We start from the raw sequence: 19883 nt of genomic DNA on the forward strand, positions 1-19883 counted from the left end.
AATGTCCTGTAATTCTTATAATTAACTTTACGCCATGGTCAGGTTAAATATTGTATTTCTTTTTGGGTTCTTCTGTTTGTTTCACTCAAACGTTTTTGGCAATCCGATTATTGATTCGTTAACAAATCGCCTCGGAACGATTGAACAAGAAAATTCAGAAACTTTTATTCGTGAAAAAGCGAAGTTGTCAAGTGAAATTGCCGATTGGTACAATAAGGTTTATGTAAATCAGGATTTTACTCGAACATATTTGTTAAAGTCTACGACTTACATGAAGGCTTTGGAATCCAGTTACAAACTTTTGCCCAGTGATATTTTATTTTTGTCCGATGTTTATCGGCGGTTAGCTTTGTATGAATTGCAACTAGGAAACGTCCAAGAGTCAGACCGATATATGCGAGAATGTGAACGATTGTTGATCAGTTCTAAATCTGTCGTACCAAAAAATCAGTTTGACAAGTCGCTTTACGATTTTTATTTATCTTATTTCGCAATGAATTTTAGGATGGGCAAGCTTTCGGAAGCGCTTTTATCAGTAAATAACGCTGAAAAAGTAATGCGCAGTAATGTCAACCTTAAAAGTGAAGAAATAAATCTTTTCAGTCAAAAAGCAATACTCATGGCTCAAATGGGGGATGTTAATGGGTCGATGGAGTTTGCAAAAAAATCGTTGGATATTTATGAAAACAACCCAATTCCAGGCTTGCCTCATGATCGTTTCATTTACTTTTATTTAAGAACCTTTTTCCAAGCCGGTCAATACAAAGAGTATTTACATGTTTTATCGAAATATCCGCAGTACAAAAACTACTTGGCTATGGAGACTTACTTAGATAATCACGAAGATATGGTAACAAGGACTTTTTTCGAGAATGTCTTTATGGGAGGAATTTCTTATTTCCAATGTTATAAAAACACAAAAAATATTGCTTATCTCGATTCTGCTTACCAGCAATATGTTAATGGTTTTAGATTGGGCGAAAAGTTAACGGTAAAGAATGATGGAGATAAAATTGGAGGGACTATTCTACGACCAGATAATAAAATAAACTCGCTCTTAACAACGGTTAACGAGTTGGATAATATTAATGGTAAAGTTGGACAACAAAAGATTTCAGAAGTAATTAGAATAATTGATGCTTACCAATCCAATCGATTGCACTTGGAACGAATCTCTTACCAATTAAATGCTGATTTATGGGTGAAAGAAAAAGAGTTGAAGAATGAAATTAGCTATCTAAATAATAAAATTAGCGAATTAGATACCGTACCTAATTCAAAAGGGATAATAGATTCACTCAGTCAAATCATTCAAGAAAACACTAAGAAAGCCACAGCGTTAAAGGCAAAGACCAAGCGGGATTTGGTGATGGAGCAGTATAAATTATCACAAAATGATTTCGAATTACGATTGAATGATTATCTCGCCAAAAATAAAAAAACGCTATTGGTATACTTTTTTAACCCATTGGACTCTACAATACACACCATGGGTCATGCGGGCAACCATGCTTTTTTTAATTCAGTTAAAGTAGCGAATAATTTTTTGGGTATGATTGATTCAGCATATACCTTAAATGCTTCTTTACAAACAGATGTAATTGCTATCGAAAAACAGCATAAGCTCAATCGAGAATTATATTCGCTGCTTATAGACCCGATTGTTGATCAAATAAAAACAGAGGAATTAATCATTTATCCAATTGATGAGTTTAGCTATATTAGTTTTGATGCCTTACTTAATCCACAAGATGAATATTTAATTGAGAATTATAGTATTCAATACACCAGTTCATTATTTTCAATTATCCATGCTAGAAAACAATCCGATTATGTAAGAGATTTGGCCGTTTTTAACCCAGAAAATTATGGAACAGACTCGTTGGCAAAATTAGTGCATGCACGACAAGAGTCTATTGACTTAGCTAAGCGTTTTGATGGTCTCTTAATAGAAAAACAATTGGCAACGAAATCGGCTTTTCTTGCGAATACAGAGGTGAATAAAATAGTTCATTTAGCCACGCATTCAATTTTGAATTTTGAGCATCCGTATGAGTCTTATATTGTTTTTGACGCAACAGAAGACCTTGATTCAAATCACTTATATGCTTATGAGATTTTTGCGAAAAATATAACTGCGGAAATGGTTGTGTTAAGTTCATGTAATTCGGCCAGAGGAGAATTAAAAGAAGGAGTAGGAGTATTAAGTCTATCAAATGCGTTTTATTTTGCTGGGGTTCCGTCAACGGTGAGTAGCCTATGGAGTGCTCAAGATCAAAGTGCGGCAGATGTTATGCGTGCTTTTTATTCTAATTTACAGGAGGGAGAAACTAAATCGAAAAGTTTGCAAAAAGCTAAAGTCAAGTATTTATCAGCAGCAGATAAAATTCACAGGCAGCCATTTTTTTGGGCAAATTATGTTGTTTATGGTGACGATCAAAAGTTATTTGAAAAGTCCATTTTCAGTGCATCATTGAAAAAATGGCTAGTTGTTACAGGGGGAGTTGTTCTAATTTTACTAATTGTGGTTTTGGGCAGACGAGTTTATCGCAAATCATCAATTAATTCAGCGGCTTGAGACTTAAAATCACCTTTCACCGAATTTAACATTTCTATTGCTTGATCGTTTTTATCCATGCCGATATAGGCTAAGCCAAGGTGAAATCGAATAATTTCATCAAATAGAGAGTTTTTCTGCGTTAATAAAAGTTCATATTTTTCAGCAGCTTCTTTGTAATTTTTAAGGGCTAAGTGAGATTCTGCAGCATAAAAAAGTGCACTCAAATTGTTGGGATGTTTTTCAAGTTGTTCAATAGCTTTTGAATACTCTTGTAAATCATAGAAATGTAATCCCATATCAATGTCTGCTTGTTCTCCCCTGACCGTAATGATATTATCATAAGGTTGAAAATTGTCTGCCACTAATGATTCTTTATCCGAGGCATTAAAAAAGAAAGTTGAACTGATTAAAGCTATAATTGCAACAGCAGCGACTGCACTGATAATTCGAAGACGAATAACTTTTGGTCTATTACTGTTTGGTTGATGGACTATTGAATTGTCCCATGTTTTAAGTTGCTTTTGAAAAGACTTTATTTCAGCATATTCAATAGCTTTTTCAAATGTTTTAAATTCGTCAAACTCTTTTTTAAAATGCGGTGTTGTGCTAAGTTTTTTTTCAAAAGCAAGTTTTTCTAGATCAGTCATCTCATTTCTGAGATAAGCATCAAAAAGCGCAATATTTTCTTCACTAAAATTCATCATCTATTCATTAATTCACGCAACTTAGCAAGACAGAGGTATTTCTTTTTTTTGGCGCTAGCATCATTTTTATATCCGGTTTTAATGGCAATAGCCTCCATGCTATTTCGTTCCCAATAAAATAATTTAATGATGGTTTTACAAGGTTCCCCAATTTCCTCAAGCGCTTGAATTAGTTTATCAGATGTTGCTTCGTCTATTGCACTCTTTTCAAATACTTCTGAAAAAAGTGATACGTTTTCTAAATCTGTATTTTCATTCAAGGAATCCATTTCTTTTTGAGGACTTTTATCTCGCCACCATTCTCGGATAATCATCTTACCAATTCCATATAAATACGTTTCTAGACTTGCTTCTAAGTCAACAAGTTTGTCTTTTTTTATATTGAAGAATAAAACGGTAAAGCTTCTCTGGTATATTTCACTGCAATCTTCTGCATTTGAAATTTTGTACCTTCCTCGAATCCAATTTTCGAATTTTGGTTTAAATTCTTTATAAATCCGTTGAACAACTCGTTCGTCTTGATTTTTAATTGATGCTATCGTTGTATTCTTATCCACTTAATGCGCTCAAAAATAATAAGGTAACCGTTAATGCGAATTCTTTTCAAAAATAAAAAAGTTTACGTGTAATTCACGTATTTTTTTGGGTTTAGACCTGTTGGTAAATTGATGTTTATTCAGGTTTTTTCGTAATGCTCAACTAATCAATAAACTAAGGGATAAATATTTTTTTTTTAAAGTTGGTTACCTCTTTTTTTCTAGACGCATTAAAGGGAAATCAAAAAAAATGAGAAAAATGAAAATTTCAATTCAAAAAAATAATTTACTAATTGCCGTTTTAGGTGCTGGTATGCTATTTACAGCCTGTAAAAAAGAAGGTTGTACTGATCCAACAGCAACAAACTACAATAAAAAAGCGAATCAAGATGATGGATCATGCAAGTATGATAATAATCCAGATGGACCAGTTGTAACGACAGAATGGACTGAGGATATAACAGCTAATACGACTTGGGCACCGGGTGTAATAAATGTTTGTGGTGACATTCGAATTGAGGCAGCACTTACCATTCAGCCAGGTACCATTTTAAATATGTGTGCTGGAGCTTCAATATCGGTTAGAGAAACGGGTTCTATTACGGCTATTGGAACATCAACTTCGCCAATTGTATTTAAAGGGGATGTTGCTTCACCTGGTTTCTGGGAAGGAATTGCGGTAACTTCCAATAATCCGAATAATAAATTTGATTATGTAACAGTTTCTGATGCAGGATCTTATTGGGGATGGGAATATGCAAATGTTTTCGTTGATAATTTGGCTAAGTTATCGTTAAAGAATTCAACTATTTCGAATAGTGAAGGCCCGGGGTTATACGCTCATGCCAGCGCTACATTTACGGAATTTTCGAACAATACATTTAGTAATTGTGCTGAATCTGGTTTAAGTGTTTCGGCGACACAAGTTAAGTATTTGGATAATGCTTCAAATTATACTGTTTCCAACGGAACCGATCAAATACATGTTAGAGGTGCGGTGATGACTAGTGCAGCAACTTGGGCTGTTAAATCATCTCCAATATTGATCGATGGTAATGTCGATGTAGATGCGGCACTTACAATTAACCCTGGTGTACACATCATGGTGGAGTCCGAAGGGGAATTTCAAGTAAGAGAATCCGGGTCTTTAACGGCTGAAGGAACGGCAGGTGAGCCAATTATATTTGAGGGTAGGTTCGAATCTGCTGCATATTGGAAGGGTATTAATATTGGATCTAATAATCCAAATAACAGATTTGATTATGTAACTGTTTCAGATGGAGGGTCTTATTGGGGTTGGTATTATGCTGGAATTAACGTTTCAAGCGGACGGTTAGAACTTGATAACTGTACCGTAAATAACTCAAATAGCTATGGCGTTTATATTAACGGATCTTCAACTATTTATTCAGGAGGTGCTGTTCAGTCTGATGCTGCTGGAGTAAATACTTACAATACAATTACTGGAAACGGTGTTGGACCAGATGCCGATTGTGTGGATGGTTGTACTGTATATTTTGATTAAAAATTAAAGAGTAGTCGCATCAAGTTTAACCGACCAATTCTTATTTATGATTTGGTGCGATGATTTGTGGATGGAGGGACCTTTCGAGGTCCCTTTTCTTTTTTGTACATTTGCAAAAAAATATAACCCGTGATGGGTTTTTTCGTATTAAAAAGTCAATGCGTTATATCTTAATTTTATTTGTCACAGTTTTTATAGGACTGACTGGGTGGGGGAACGATAACTTTGTCATAGAGTTAACAGACGAGGGGTTAAGTCGTTCTCAAGGTGAATTTTGTGGTTATTTTAAAGATGATCAAAAGCAAATTAATACACTGCATGAAGCAAAATCGGTTCAATTTATTCCGACAGAAAGTGCTATACCAGATTTTAACTTCACAACAGCGCGTTATTGGATCAAGTTTGACTTAAGGAACAAGACGAGTTTTGATGATTTTATTTTGGAAACTGGACGCCCTGTGACGAATAATGTGGAGTGTTTTGTTTTGAAAAATGATAAGGTTTTACATCACTATCAATCAGGGGACGATTATTCTTATTACGCGAAAGAAATTGAACATCGAAAAAACCTCTTTCCAATTGCGTTAGACTCCAGTGAATCGGTCACCATTTATTTAAAATTCGAAAGTGATGGCGAATTGTTGTTCACTCCAATTATATTCCATGATCACATGGGGTTTTTTGCGCAAGATTTTAAAGAACAATTCAAGAATGGTTTTTATTTTGGATTGATTTCTTTGGTCGTAATTATTTATTTCTTCTTTTTTGTTTTTCTCCGAGATCAATCATTTTTGTTCTACATTCTTTATGCTTTTTCGCAAGGAGTGTTGCAGTTTTCTTTAGATGGATTTACTCACCACCATTTCTTTCCGAATGGGGGATATTTAACCAATCATGTCTTGCTAGTATTTGCAGGATTTACGGTGATTTTTCTACTGACTTACGTCGATCATTTTTTACAGTTGAAAACGAGAAATAAAAAGCTGTATAAAATCTTTCTCTATTCGCGTATTGTTATGGGCGCTATTATAATCATGTCCTTAATACCAGGAACTCCCTATCAACTTGCATTTCCGATCATTAATGGAGCAAGTCTTTTTGCCGTGTTATTGGGGGCGTTTTCCATTATTTACCTCAGGTTTAAAGGTTTTAGGGTGGATATTTTCTTTTCAATTGCATTCATCATTCTAATAATAGGTGGAGTAGTGTTTATTCTTGGAAATATGAGTATTGTTGGTGATAAAATAATCTCACTTGGTGCGTTAAAATTAAGTTCAGCTTTTGAGTTTGTCATTTTGAGTATATCAATGTCTAACAAGTATGGTAAATTACAACGAGAGAAAAGGTCGGCTCAAGAAATTGCCCTTAAAAATTTAAGGGAACGTAATGAAGCGATTGACATATTGAATGTTGGTTTAGAAAAGCAGGTCAAAGAACGGACAAAGCAGTTGGAAGTTCAAAAAGAAGAACTTAGAAAAAGTACGAAAGAAATATTTAGCAGTATAAAGTATGCTGAGCGAATTCAAAACGCCATTTTACCCTCAGAGGAGCAAATAGCAGAAATTCTTCCAAATTCATATATTTTTTATCGTCCAAAAGATGTAGTTAGTGGTGATTTTTATTTTGTTGAATCGGTGAGAACATCTTATGAATCTTCAGAGGAGTTTACCGTATTTGCGGCTGTTGATTGTACAGGACATGGAGTTCCGGGGGCATTTATGAGTATTGTTGGTCATAATTTGCTGATGCAAAGTTTAAAAGTTGCTACAGTAAATTCTCCTGGTGAAGCATTGGATTATTTAAATTCAGGTGTAGAACGAACATTAAGAAGTCAACGAGAAGGTTTTATTGTTCGAGATGGTATGGATATCGCAATGTGCGCATTAAGTTCGGATCGGAAAAAAATAATGTTTTCTGGTGCGCGAAACTCCTTGTATTTGATTCGAAAAAAACATTTGGTTGATCAAACTAAAATGCTTGAAAATATGACGGTTTGGGAAAGTTCGGATACAGCGAGTCTTATAGAAGTAAAAGCGATTAAGCGATCCATTGGTAATGCAACTGAAAAAGATGATTTTCACTTTGAAAACTATAATTTAGATGTATTTGAAGGTGACCAGCTAATCTTGTTTTCAGATGGCTTTCCAGATCAGTTCGGTGGACCGAAAATTAAAAAATATTCCTATAAGAGGTTTAGAGAGACATTGCTTGATTTGTACGATTTACCGTTAGATAAACAGCAAAAGGAATTAGAAGGAAAGTTTATGAGTTGGCAGGGGAGCCAAAGTCAAACAGATGATGTGCTGGTAATTAGTGTGAAAATTTAAAGCTCAACCACCTCAGTATAGATAACTCCATTAACCTTAATTTCAATAGTATATCTGCCTTTGCTGAGCTTTTTTAAGCGAATGTCCTTTGACGCTTTTGTATAATTAGTAGCATAAACTTCTGAATGATTTTCATCAGATATTACAAGGCTATAATTGTCTTCTTCTTTAGGATTTAGATGTTCAATCGAAAGGCGGTACTCCTCTTTATTAATGATTAGTTTATACCGATTATTTATAATTTTAATGTACCGATAATCTTCATCGTAAATAGCATCCGAAAAATTAATGGGAATGCGGTCTTCTTCGTTGATTTGGGGAAATTGACCTAAACTGACTTTTCTCACCTTATAGGCAATTAAGCCAGCCTCTTTGTCCATGACTGGATATTCAACTTTTAAATTGGGTCCCCAATTGTATTCTGTACTGATTGGAGCTAACGTGAATGCATTGTAAAAATCGACACGATAATATGCTCTTTGCATTTCGTATAGTCTAATGCGATAATGCTTGTTTTTATTATGAGAAAAAGACTCAAATGGGTGGTAAATTACAGCTTGATTCATTTTAGTGTTGGAAACGCGATCAATATAATCATGTGGACTATCTTTAAATTCTCTTTCCCAAACGCCTTTCTCCTCAATTGGTTTATTAGGGTGAAAGCCTGGATCAAAAGGGATCCTATTCTGGCACAAGTCGGGTCTATTCCATAAAGTTCCCAAAGTGTCACCAAATAAATACCAGTTGTAATAGCGGTTGGATAAAATACCAATGGCAGCACTTTTGTCGGGAGAAATGAGAAGCATAGTTTCTGCTTTTCGATTGTCCGAAATTACACGGGTTGGTAACCATGCAGCTGTATCTCCGTCGAAATTAATCCCATTTACAAATTCATGAATATTGCCGAGGTATTGTCGCAAGTCGTCATCGAATGAATCATCCCAGTTCATTCCAATACCTGCATTTCCAGAAAATGCTGTCATCCAGCAATCTCGTCCCCATTCAATACGCATGGTGTCGCAAGGATAAAGATTGGCATTTCCAATTTCGCCATAGAAAAAAGGTTGACCGAATGTGGTAATTAATCCATCAATATGTTTAATGTTTCCTTGAAATTTTTTAGCCGAGGCAGCATACCAATTATAGGCAGACATGTCATAAATTGGATTGGCTAAGATGGGGTGTTCATAATTCTTTGGATCATGAAATATTCCCAGAAAACTAGGAATAAGAATTTGGTTGATTTTTAAATCTTCTTTTAAATATCTTCCCATTTCATCCATCCATTCTACACACAGGTCGGCGTCAGTGCAACAACCTTCCATTTCACTGACCATTCCTATAACAGCAAGGTTAGTGGAATAGCCCCATCTTGAAAAAATATAACGTAGTTTTTCTTTGTAAAATTTTTTAGCAGTTGGATCGGAGAAGAAGGTATTTGGATCGTCGTTTTTAGTGGTCGATATTCCGACATTATAGGGATTAGCGCAAGGGAGGTCTGGACGAATATGTCTTTTGTCGTTAGCGTCGATTGACCAATTCCAAAAGGTTCGGCTGTTATCGATTTGAAGGGCATATTGAATTTGGAGGTTGAGTTGTATTTTTAAGTTTAGTTCGCGAGCAAGAAAGAGCTGCTCATCAAGTTCCCATGCTCTGTTCATTCTACCATAATAGTTCCCAAGTTTTTCCCATTCAATATCTTGGTTTTGAGGGAAGAGTATTTCACGAAAGTAGTTCCCGCCGCTTTTGGATAAGTTCATCATATCTTCTTGAAACATAAGAAAACCCTTCATAGCAGTAGGTTTTTCCATCCATCCTTCAAAAGATTGGGCGCCAGGCCGACCTAATTCACTAGGTAAGGCTCCGTTTGAATTAGCGTAGCAAAACTCGCATCGGGGTGAGATTAAATTTTGACCGGCAGGAAAAAAAGTTTCATCTCCTTCCACCAAATATCGCTTATTCTTACCAACCTTAACGTATCCTTTATTATTCGAGCGGTTGACAGTGAACGGAAAGGTTGCATAATTTTCAAAGGTTTGATTTTGAGTATGAATATTGATTTCACACACCCATTGTCCCGCAATGGGTGGAGCGAATCTTACGCGAAAATAGTCGGGTGTTTCTAAGGGGATCCATTCCCACTTTCTGAAGTCGCTGTGGCTAGTGTCCCGTTTAAAGTTTTGATAAAAGAATCCATCAATAAAAAACTCCTTATTTGATGCTACGTGCTTAAAACGAGCGGTTACTTTCAGTTGCCACGATAAAAAAGGGTTTATTCCTTCTGTACTGTCATCCGTTGCTAAGAAATGCATTACTTTCTCATCAATACTGCGAGGCATTGAAATGGCAAATTCAAGTCTTTCATATTTTTCAACTTGACCACGCGTGTTAGGATAGATCCATTTGGTTGTGTAATTCTTACTCCCCAAACCTGAGACATATTTCTTGTCATGGCCAACTGCCGTGTCTGTCGTATCTAGTTTTTTGAATGTATTTTCAAATTGTGAAAAACTGATACTAGAAATAAAGCAAAATAAGAAGATGAGCCGCATAATAAAATAAAAAACCTCCTGCATTTGACAGGAGGTCTAAGATAATTATTTCAGAAGAATTAGTTTCCAGTGATTTCAAATTCCGTTCTTCGGTTATTTTGTCTTCCTTGAGCAGTGTCGTTTGAATCAATGGGGCGATCAGAGCCATACCCTTTTGCTGTTAATCTAGATTTAGATATGCCCTTTGATACAAGATAATTTACAACAGCATCTGCTCGATCTTGCGACAATTTGATATTGTTTTGGGCAGAACCTGTATTATCAGTATGACCTGATAACTCTATCTTTAAACCGGGTACATCTTTTAACAACTTCGCTAATCGATCTAATTCTGCGTTTGATTCTTGACGAATATCAGATTTACCAGTATCGAAGAATACATTACGAAGGGCTATTTTACTGCCAATTTTAATGTTTTTCAATTCAATGGTTTTATTTACTAAGTTGTAGGCGCTACCGGCAGGAATATCAAAGTTTTCGGAATGGAATAAATAGCCATCTGCCTTGACGGCAATACCATAGTTTGCTCCAGATTCTAAGGAAAGTAAGAATTTACCGGTTGCACTATTGGTTGTAAATGATTCTACGATTTTTCCAGACGCATTATCAGTAATCTCGATGATTGCCTCAACAGCTTTTTTGGTTAATGCATCTAATGTCTTACCCTTAAAAACGGTTAATTCTGCAGTAGATGTTACTTTCACTTCGCCAACTAGTTCAGGATCTTGAATGGGCTGTGCCACTGATGCCAAGAGGTAATCTTCTGTTTGTAACGAAGGCATTTTTTCATCCCCCCAAAAAGTAATTTTATAGATGTCGTGACCACCTTTACCGCCAGCTCTATTTGACGCTATATAGGCAAACTTTCCATTCGCTGTAGCGGCAAAAAAGAAGTCGTCATATGGTGTATTAATTGGTGCTCCCATATTTACAGGTTTAGACCATCCGCCCCCTCTGATTTTAGTCGCATAAAAGATATCATATCCTCCCATAGAGTTGAAGCCCTCTGATGCAAAGTAGACTGTTTTACCATCTGGATGAAGGTAAATAGGTCCATCATTAAATTTGGAGCTGATATCTTGTTCTTGCACAGGTAGTCCCCAAGATCTTTCACGTTCTACTTTTACGCCTGAAACCATTATATCATATCCATTATTTCCACCAGGTTTATCTTTAGCAAAATATATTGATCGACCATTGTGGCTGTACGCCGCAAAACGTTCGTTTGATTTATGATTAATATCTCGTGAAAATCCGATTGGGTCAGACCAAGTATCACCTTTTAAGAACGACTCATAAATATCTGAATTCCCAGCATCATTTATTTTGCTCATTAATAATTTCGTACCGTCGTAAGAAAGGTTATTGGAAACTTCGTTTGATGGAGTGTTTATACTTCCTTTTAAGGCTTTGGGCGATTGCCATTTACCATCTACCATTGTTGCTGAATATAAATCATCATCATAAACTCCAACTTCATTGGGCGTATGAGCGTTTGGTCGATTTGATGTAAAAATAATTTCTTCACCGTCCATCGTTATTGACGGAGCATAATCATCGTATTCAGAACTTAATTCAGGCACATGGTCAATCCATGCTCTAATTGGACTATCTTGCAATGCTAGTGCTGATTTACACTCGCTATTGCGTTGGCGAACGAACTTAATAAAATCATCTGCCTTTTTATATTCAGTTTCAAAGGTTTCATAGAATTTACTTGCTTTTTCAAATTCACCTTCCAATTGTTTTACGCGCCCCATATAATAATTAATGAAGGGGTCAACTTCTGGATTTCTCTTGTATGCGTCATTAATGAAAGGAATGGCTTTGTATTTGTCGGTTGAATGCATGTGACATACTCCAATTTTAAAGTTTAATTCGGCACTCTTTTCATTAAATAAATAGGCTTTTTCGAAATGTTCAAGCGCTTTTAAGTAATAATTCTGCGGAGACCGTACAGCGAAGACTTCCAAATTTCCCAATTCCCATTGTTCGGTCCCTAGTTCAAGTTCTTCTTTGGCGACTTTAAAGCCATCTTTGTCTTCTTTAAAATTTCCAGATTTAAATTCAACGTCTTGTGCGAATGAGTTTAAACTTAGGCTGAATAAGAATAAGATTAATATACTTTTCATTTTCTTAAATTTTCTTTTGTTAATACTAATTCGAACAGTTTCCAGAGTGATATTGCTTGGCCAATTCAGAACCTAATTCACGGGCTTTAGACCAATCTGCACAAGCCCCATTTAAATCTCTCAACATTTCTTTAGCCATACCACGGTTTACATATGCATCAGCGAGTTTAGGGTCTAGTTGAATCGCTTTTTCGGCGTCTTTTTTAGCGTTTTCATAATCCCCTTTTTTAAAGTAAGCTCCAGCTCTATTACTATATGCGGGCGCGTATTTAGGGTTTATTTGGATGGCTTTTGAAAAATCATTGACTGCATCATCGTAACGTTCCATGTTCATTTGTGTGACACCACGATTATTGTATGCTAAAAAGAAATTAGCGTCTATACTTAATGCACGGTTAAAAGCCGCTAAAGCTTCAGGATATTTTTTAACACGTGTTTTGGTCGTACCAATATTATTCAAAACAAATGCGAGGTTTGGATTTTTCCGCGCTGCTTCTTCATAATCTTTGATGGCTAATTCATATTTCTCAACCATTCTATAACAAGAGCCTCGGTCATTGAAGGCATAGGCATTTTCCGGGTCAAGCATGGTGACTTTTGTGAATTGCGCAATTGCTTCGAAGTAGTCTTTTTGTAGAAATTTCAATGTTCCAAAATTATAATAAGCTTTAACATATTTTGGCTCTAATTCAATCACTTTCTGGTAGTCCTTCTCAGCATTCAGATAGTCGTTTAAACCTTGATAGGCCCTTGCACGTTGGAAGTAGGCCTTACCATATTCAGATTTGATGTTTAATAAAGCATCAATGGTTTGAATTGCTTCTTTGTATTTTTCAACGCTATTTTCTGCAACAGCTTTATTATAATATGCAGGTGTAAATTTGGGATCATTTTCTATGGCCACCGAAAACTTAGAAATTGCTCCTTGAAATTTTTCTTGTTTGAACAATTCTATTCCTTCGTTATAAGCAGTCTGTGAAAGCTCAATTGCGGCATTTGATTCGTTGAGGTGAGTAATCGAATCCCTATAAAATTTTTCTTCAGGTGTTAACTCTTCGATTTGGGCAAAACTCATTCCCCCAAATCCAAAAGCAAATAGTAATAAGGTAATCTTCTTCATAATATTGAATTGGTGTAAACGTATGGTTTGACACGATTAAATTGAGCTTTAATTTAGTCAAATTCATTTAGATTAACCCGTTCAAAGAAAGATTATTTGCATGTTTTTTTACACGACCTCCATTGGTCGAAGAAAGGCTGTAATTCACCGATAAATTTAGTGTTATGAGCGTATACTATTTATAGAAATTAAGCCAAGGCTTTAATTTTGTCCATAATATCAAAAGCTATTTTATTCGCTTTTTCTTCACTTGAGCTTTCAGAATAAATGCGGATTATAGGTTCTGTATTACTTTTTCGTAAATGTGCCCATTCAGAGCCAAAGTAGATTTTAACGCCATCGGTAGTATCAATCTCAAACGACTTATAGTCATTTTGTATCTGTGTGAGAATTTGATCCACATCCATTTCAGGAGATAATTCTATTTTGTTTTTGGAAATATGGTAGTTAGGATAAGAAGCTCTAAGTGCTGAACTGCTGATATTTTTTTCCGCTAAATGCGTTAAAAATAATCCTATTCCAACCAAGGCATCCCTTCCGTAATGAGAACTAGGGTAAATAATGCCCCCGTTTCCTTCGCCTCCAATAACAGCATTGGTTTCCTTCATCTTTTTAACCACATTCACTTCTCCTACAGCAGCAGCTTGGTACGAACAGTTGTTATACTTTTCAGTTACCTCGCGCAAAGAGATAGTGGATGATAAATTTGATACAGTGTTTCCAGGGGTTTTTGATAACACGTAATCAGCTACCGCAACCAGTGTATATTCTTCTCCAAACATCGTTCCATCTTCACAAACGAATGCTAATCGATCTACATCAGGATCAACAACAATGCCTAAATCGGCATTCTTTTCTTTAATTGTTTTAGCAATTTCAGTCAGATTTTCTGGCAAAGGTTCTGGGTTGTGCGGAAAATGACCATTTGGCTCGCAATATAATTTATGAATTGTATTAACACCAAGAGCTTCTAATAAACGGGGAATAAATATCCCTCCTGTAGAATTGACGGCATCAATAGCTATTGAAAAATTAGCTTGTTTTATTAATGCGGCATTCACCAAAGGCAAATCTAGAACAGCTTGAATATGTTTTTCCAGGTAAGATTCATCTTTTATGACTGTTCCAAGGTCGTCGACTTCCGCAAAGTTAAAATCTTGTTTTTCGGCAGTTGCCAAAATTAATTTCCCCTCTTTGTCAGAGATGAATTCACCCGAGCTATTCAAGAGCTTTAAGGCATTCCATTGTTTCGGGTTATGACTGGCAGTTATAATAATTCCACCGTCAGCTTTCTCCATAGGAACCGCAATTTCAACGGTCGGGGTTGTTGACAAGCCTAAATCAATAACATCAATGCCAAGTCCTATAAGCGTGTTTATAACAAGTTCTGAAATCATCTTACCAGAAAGCCTTGCGTCTCGACCGATTACAATTTTAGGTTTATTGTTTTCACTCGCGTTTTTTATCCATGTACCGTAAGCAGCGGCAAATTTACATGCGTCTACTGGCGTTAGTCCTTCACCTGTTGGTCCACCTATGGTTCCCCTAATTCCTGATATTGATTTTATTAATGTCACAGTCTAAGTTTTTTAACAAAGATAGTTTTTTGTGTGATTAATGTGGGATTATTAGAAAGAGGTCTTGAACAGTTTGTCGTGAGAAAAAAATGAAAAATAAAATTTGACCAATTTGTTTGGTTTAAGATAATATTTGTATAATTGCAGTAAATCTAGAGAAATCATTTCGAGATTACTCAATTTTGAATCACCGAATTTCTTTTCAAAGAATAAATCGACACAAGAACATATTTATGACTGACATTTCAGATCTGAACGCTAAAAGAGTAGCGGAATTAAGAGAGATTGCTAAGCAATTAGGTATTGCAGGCGTTGAGACGCTTAAAAAGAAAGAGATAATTGACAAGATTACTGCAGGTCCAACATCTTCAGAGAATAGTGTAGAGCCAGTGCAAGCGGAAAAACCGAAAAGAACAAGACGCCCACGAAAAAAGGTTGAAGCGAGTGCTGAAACTGAGAAAGCAGGAAGCGGGGATTTATTTTCAGAAGAAATTAAAACTGCGGTAACTGAAGAGTCAGTGCCTGCGCCGGAACAAAAAAAGAGGAGAAGAAAACCCAAACCAAGTCAGCAAGAAAATTCAGGTGATCAAAATTCATCAACAACAGAAGAGAAAAAGAATCCTCAAGTTCCAAAAGAGCAATCTACTAGAGATAAAAACAATAATCGTCAGAACAACAATCGACAAAATAATCGTAAAAAATCAGTAGAAGATTACTACGGATACAATTTTGATGGGCTAATTATTAGTGAAGGAGTTTTAGATATGATGCAGGACGGGTATGGTTTTTTACGCTCGTCGGATTATAATTATTTGCCTTCTCCGGATGATGTATATGTATCCCAGAGTCAAGTTAAACGTTATGGACTTAAAAAAGGAGATACCGTAAAGGGAGCTATTCGTCCACCAAAGGCAGGGGAAAAGTATTTTCCATTAATTAATGTAGAAAGTGTAAATGGTAGAGAACCTAATTATGTTCGTGATCGTGTTCCTTTCGAATATTTAACACCGCTTTTTCCGAAAGATAAATTCCAAATTACAGGGCATAAAAACGAGACTTTGTCGACGCGAATCATGGATTTATTTGCGCCAATTGGAAAAGGACAGAGAGGTATGATTGTTGCTCAACCTAAAACGGGTAAAACGGTTTTATTAAAAGATGTAGCAAATGCAATTGCAGCTAACCATCCTGAAGTTTATTTAATTGTACTCCTCATTGATGAACGTCCAGAAGAGGTAACAGATATGGCAAGGTCGGTTAATGCAGAAGTGGTTGCGTCAACTTTCGATGAGCCAGCTGACAAACATGTTAAATTAGCAAATATTGTTTTAGACAAAGCCAAAAGAATGGTTGAATGTGGACATGATGTTGTCATTCTCTTGGATTCCATTACGCGTTTAGCTCGAGCATACAATACTGTTCAGCCAGCTTCAGGAAAAGTACTTTCTGGTGGTGTTGATGCCAATGCATTACATAAACCAAAACGTTTCTTTGGTGCTGCGAGAAAAATAGAAAATGGCGGGTCTTTAACAATTCTTGCTACTGCCCTTACAGAAACAGGATCGAAGATGGATGAAGTGATTTTTGAGGAGTTTAAAGGTACGGGTAATATGGAGTTGCAATTGGATCGTAAAATTGCAAACCGTCGAATTTACCCGGCAATAGATATTACAGGTTCGGGTACCAGACGAGAAGATTTACTAATGAGCAAAGAAGCCCTGCAAAGAATTTGGATTTTAAGAAAGTATTTGGCGGATATGAATCCGGTCGAAGCAATGGAGTTTATTAAGGAACGAATTCAAGGTACTCTTTCCAATGAGGAGTTCTTGATTTCAATGAACGGATAAAAAACTAATCCCATAAACTACCTAATGGGTAAAAAAATCAAAACCTGTGAGAAAAATTTTCTTACAGGTTTTTTGATTTATGATATGTTCGTCTAATGACTACTTGCTCCTGTGCATGGGCTTTAATAGGTCTAAAATCGTTTTTACTGGGCTGAAACATTGACTGTCAATTTCGTAAAAGATTGTATTCCAATTTGCCATCCCTCCATTCCATAAACCCGGTTGCTCGATAAATTGAACGTTTTCACCTTTTTGAGTTTTTTGGACAATAAAGTATTGCAAATCCTCTTTAAAATCCATCAAATCAAAATATTCACCTTTGTAGTTCTTTGGTGCACAGATTATTTCAACTGGATTAAAATGGGTTGATTTTATCAACATATTTAATTGTGAAGGTCGGGTTGAAATTTGAGACTTTTCCACAATTTGCCGCTGGATATCCCCTTGCTCGTTTTTTACCCAGAATGGTCCACCACCAGGTTGCCCTTCATTTTTTACCATTCCGCAAATTCGGTACGGCCGATTAAGAATTGATTTTACTTTTTCTTCATTACTCCAATCGGATTCTTTTATGTTGAGTTGGAATTGGTCATTCAATTGTTTTAACTGCTGCTTAAAAGGTTTTCCTTCTTCAATAGCATTTAAAACTTCAAAACACATATTTTGGAAATCGAGCAAAATTCCAGACAAAATTTTACGCGTTTTGGTGGAGAATTCTGATTTATTTTGATGCTGGATATTATCAATGTTTCTTATTAAAATAAGATCCGATTTTATTCTGTTTAGGTTGTCCAATAGCACCCCGTGGCCTGCTGGCCTTGTTATTGGATTTCCATTTTCATCTTTAAAAACTTCGTTCGATGCAGTGAAAGCAACCGAATTCGTATCCTCGTCTTGTACTGAAAACTCAAATGAAAAATCAATGCCTGTCATCTCTCTCAAGATCTTGATACTGTGTCGTATTTCTTCTTCAAATTTTGAATTTATTGTGAAGTGAAATTTAGACTGTTCACCGGCAACCTTCGTACCTTGTAAAACGTGTTCTTGAAAAGGGTTGATGATAAAATTACCATATCGATGAAACGGAATTAACCCCTTTGGACGATTTCCAAAATTAAAGCCTTCTTCATGCAGTATCAATTTTAAAAATTTTTCAATCTCAATTGATCCACTTTTTAATTCTTGTTTAACCGTAATAGGTAGTTTGTTGTAAAAAGCAAACTCTTCAACACTATTTATTAAATGCTCAATAAATTCTATGGTTGATTCGGACGGATTTTCATTGTTGAGAAATGCATAGGCACTTCCAAACATTCTCGAACCAGAACCGCTTGCAGGAACAAAAAAGGTAATATCAATCGATTCTTTTGTGTTTTCGAAATACGTTAAAGCATCGCTTTCTATTTTTGGCGTTATTTTTTCTATACCATTATTTATACGGCATGATGCTACTAATTCAATTTTTGGGTTGCCTTTTTCAATTTTCTCTTTCTGAATGGCAATTTTTTCTTCGATGGTCATCTTGTGCTATCGGTTATTAAATATATTCCAAATATATAAGTTTATTTTTCTACTCTTATAATTGGTGAAAAGGGATTCAAAAAAACACCGTCATTTCCTCTACAAATCGTATTTTTGACCTCGTGATAAGGTCTTACGTTAAATATCGAAGAAAAGCTGTAAACGCCCATGGCTTGCATTCTCCTTTTCTTTATGAATTTTATCAAAAGGTGGTTCGAAGAAAGAATTATGTTAGACAACCGGAAATTGAATCATTAAGATCATCGCTACTGCAACGGAAAGCAAAAATTAGGGTTACTGATTATGGCGCTGGTAGTAGAGTTCAGGCAAATGATTTGAGGTCAATCGCTTCAATTACCCGAACGGCATCGATGCCGAGAAAAAAAGGGATGTTTTTAAATCGATTACTTGAATATTATGAATGTCGTACGGTTTTGGAGTTAGGGACCTCTTTAGGAATTGGAACGGCTTATTTTTCTAAAGCAAGAACAGTCAATTCGGTTCTAACTATTGAAGGGTGCCCTAATATTGCGCAAATTGCAAAAGAGAATTTTGATGGATTAAATTGTTCCAATGTTGAACTTAGGGTTGGTCGTTTTGATAAGGCATTAAAAGGTGTAAACCAGGTGTTTGATTTTGTTTATATTGACGGTAATCATTTGGAAGGAGCAACGCTTGAGTATTTTAAATTTGCCCTCGAGCATACTCATGAAGACTCATTTATAGTTTTTGATGACATAAATTGGAGTGATGGAATGAAGTCAGCATGGAAAAAGATTATTGCGCAGCCTAATGTTCATGTGTCAATGGACTTTTTTCAATTTGGAATTGTATGCAAAAGGCCCACTCAACGCAAACAAGATTTCACTATAAAATTTTAGAATTAGATGAAAGTATATACAAAAAAAGGAGATCAAGGAAAAACTGGATTGATTGGAGGGACAAGGGTACCGAAATCGAGTATTCGAATTGAATCATACGGTACAGTAGATGAATTAAATTCTTATTTAGGTCTATTAAGGGATAAAGCAATCGACGAAAAAAGCAAGGAAGACATTATTTACATTCAAGATCGCTTATTTACAATTGGCTCATGGTTGGCAACAGATCCAGAGAAAGGCAAGATGGAACTTCCTGCCTTATTTGAAGAGGATATTAAATTTTTAGAAGAAGAAATAGATCGCATGGATGAGTCGATAGAACCGATGCGTTTCTTTGTATTACCTGGCGGACATGAGACGGTATCTTTTTGTCATATTGCCAGATGTGTTTGTCGTCGTGCAGAAAGGCTAGTCACTGCTTTAAATGAAGAGTCAGAAATAAATTCATTGATCATGCCTTATTTAAATAGGTTGAGTGATTATTTATTTGTTTATGGGAGGTTTTTGACGGTAAAACTCGGGGCTGAAGAGATTCCTTGGAAGCCAAAAAAATAGATTGTGAAGAAAAAAAGTGCTAAAAAACTTGCATCTAAGTTTAAAA

General features: G+C 35.7%; 13 protein-coding genes. 6 read left to right on the top strand and 7 right to left on the bottom strand.

Annotation, left to right across the window (positions count from 1 at the left end; translation table 11 throughout):
* Window positions 1–34: 34 nt before the first annotated feature.
* Entirely contained in the window at window positions 35–2578 is a 2544-nt protein-coding gene (locus A8143_RS08505) for a CHAT domain-containing protein (protein WP_083261293.1), read from the top strand.
* On the opposite strand, the gene A8143_RS08510 is transcribed toward A8143_RS08505, so the two are convergent.
* A complete protein-coding gene (locus tag A8143_RS08510) occupies window positions 2545–3264 on the bottom strand; it encodes a tetratricopeptide repeat protein (RefSeq protein ID WP_066758417.1) in 720 nt (239 codons plus the stop codon). The two genes, A8143_RS08505 and A8143_RS08510, sit on opposite strands and share 34 nt — an antisense overlap.
* Window positions 3261–3821, bottom strand: coding sequence for an RNA polymerase sigma factor (locus tag A8143_RS08515; protein ID WP_066758418.1), 561 nt, complete (start codon window positions 3819–3821; stop codon window positions 3261–3263). Before A8143_RS08515 ends, A8143_RS08510 begins: the two co-directional genes overlap by 4 nt.
* 238 nt (window positions 3822–4059) lie before the next feature.
* Here A8143_RS08515 and A8143_RS08520 point away from each other — a divergent pair, with 238 nt between their 5' ends.
* Window positions 4060–5325: a right-handed parallel beta-helix repeat-containing protein gene (locus A8143_RS08520; protein WP_139134311.1), complete on the top strand. Its 1266-nt coding sequence runs from the start codon at window positions 4060–4062 to the stop codon at window positions 5323–5325.
* 158 nt (window positions 5326–5483) lie between these two features.
* Window positions 5484–7652 (top strand): 7TM diverse intracellular signaling domain-containing protein, encoded by a 2169-nt coding sequence (locus A8143_RS08525; RefSeq protein ID WP_175437519.1) that lies wholly within the window; start codon window positions 5484–5486, stop codon window positions 7650–7652.
* Here A8143_RS08525 and A8143_RS08530 read toward each other — a convergent pair.
* From A8143_RS08530 to glmM, 4 genes are all read right to left on the bottom strand, one after another.
* Window positions 7649–10204, bottom strand: coding sequence for a hypothetical protein (locus A8143_RS08530; RefSeq protein WP_066758423.1), 2556 nt, complete (start codon window positions 10202–10204; stop codon window positions 7649–7651). The two genes, A8143_RS08525 and A8143_RS08530, sit on opposite strands and share 4 nt — an antisense overlap.
* Window positions 10205–10263: 59 nt before the next feature.
* On the bottom strand, window positions 10264–12336 hold the full coding sequence (locus A8143_RS08535) for an OmpA family protein (protein ID WP_066758425.1): 2073 nt from the start codon (window positions 12334–12336) through the stop codon (window positions 10264–10266).
* A 25-nt stretch (window positions 12337–12361) separates the two neighbouring features.
* Entirely contained in the window at window positions 12362–13456 is a 1095-nt protein-coding gene (locus A8143_RS08540) for a tetratricopeptide repeat protein (protein WP_066758427.1), read from the bottom strand.
* 188 nt (window positions 13457–13644) lie between these two features.
* Window positions 13645–15033 carry a phosphoglucosamine mutase gene (gene glmM / locus A8143_RS08545; RefSeq protein ID WP_066758429.1) on the bottom strand — a complete coding sequence of 463 codons (1389 nt, stop codon included), beginning with the start codon at window positions 15031–15033 and terminating at the stop codon, window positions 13645–13647.
* Between the two features lie 233 nt (window positions 15034–15266).
* Here glmM and rho point away from each other — a divergent pair, with 233 nt between their 5' ends.
* On the top strand, window positions 15267–16880 hold the full coding sequence (gene rho, locus A8143_RS08550) for a transcription termination factor Rho (RefSeq protein WP_066758431.1): 1614 nt from the start codon (window positions 15267–15269) through the stop codon (window positions 16878–16880).
* 99 nt (window positions 16881–16979) lie between these two features.
* Here rho and A8143_RS08555 read toward each other — a convergent pair whose 3' ends face one another.
* Entirely contained in the window at window positions 16980–18401 is a 1422-nt protein-coding gene (locus tag A8143_RS08555) for a DUF4301 family protein (RefSeq protein WP_066758433.1), read from the bottom strand.
* Between the two features lie 122 nt (window positions 18402–18523).
* Here A8143_RS08555 and A8143_RS08560 point away from each other — a divergent pair, with 122 nt between their 5' ends.
* Both A8143_RS08560 and A8143_RS08565 read left to right on the top strand, forming a co-directional pair.
* Window positions 18524–19282: an O-methyltransferase gene (locus A8143_RS08560; protein WP_066758435.1), complete on the top strand. Its 759-nt coding sequence runs from the start codon at window positions 18524–18526 to the stop codon at window positions 19280–19282.
* A 6-nt stretch (window positions 19283–19288) separates the two neighbouring features.
* Window positions 19289–19837, top strand: coding sequence for a cob(I)yrinic acid a,c-diamide adenosyltransferase (locus tag A8143_RS08565; RefSeq protein WP_066758438.1), 549 nt, complete (start codon window positions 19289–19291; stop codon window positions 19835–19837).
* The last annotated feature ends 46 nt before the right edge of the window (window positions 19838–19883 follow it).

The organism is Crocinitomix algicola, from assembly GCF_001661595.2.
Lineage (GTDB): Bacteria > Bacteroidota > Bacteroidia > Flavobacteriales_D > Crocinitomicaceae > Crocinitomix > Crocinitomix algicola.

Coding starts and splice junctions, on each gene's coding strand:
- A8143_RS08540 (WP_066758427.1), bottom strand. CDS start 13,456: ATGAAGAAGATTACCTTATTACTATTTGCTTTTGGATTTGGGGGAATG.
- rho (WP_066758431.1), top strand. CDS start 15,267: ATGACTGACATTTCAGATCTGAACGCTAAAAGAGTAGCGGAATTAAGA.
- A8143_RS08505 (WP_083261293.1), top strand. CDS start 35: ATGGTCAGGTTAAATATTGTATTTCTTTTTGGGTTCTTCTGTTTGTTT.
- A8143_RS08535 (WP_066758425.1), bottom strand. CDS start 12,336: ATGAAAAGTATATTAATCTTATTCTTATTCAGCCTAAGTTTAAACTCA.
- A8143_RS08565 (WP_066758438.1), top strand. CDS start 19,289: ATGAAAGTATATACAAAAAAAGGAGATCAAGGAAAAACTGGATTGATT.
- A8143_RS08525 (WP_175437519.1), top strand. CDS start 5,484: ATGCGTTATATCTTAATTTTATTTGTCACAGTTTTTATAGGACTGACT.
- A8143_RS08510 (WP_066758417.1), bottom strand. CDS start 3,264: ATGATGAATTTTAGTGAAGAAAATATTGCGCTTTTTGATGCTTATCTC.
- A8143_RS08555 (WP_066758433.1), bottom strand. CDS start 18,401: ATGACCATCGAAGAAAAAATTGCCATTCAGAAAGAGAAAATTGAAAAA.
- A8143_RS08530 (WP_066758423.1), bottom strand. CDS start 10,204: ATGCGGCTCATCTTCTTATTTTGCTTTATTTCTAGTATCAGTTTTTCA.
- A8143_RS08520 (WP_139134311.1), top strand. CDS start 4,060: ATGAAAATTTCAATTCAAAAAAATAATTTACTAATTGCCGTTTTAGGT.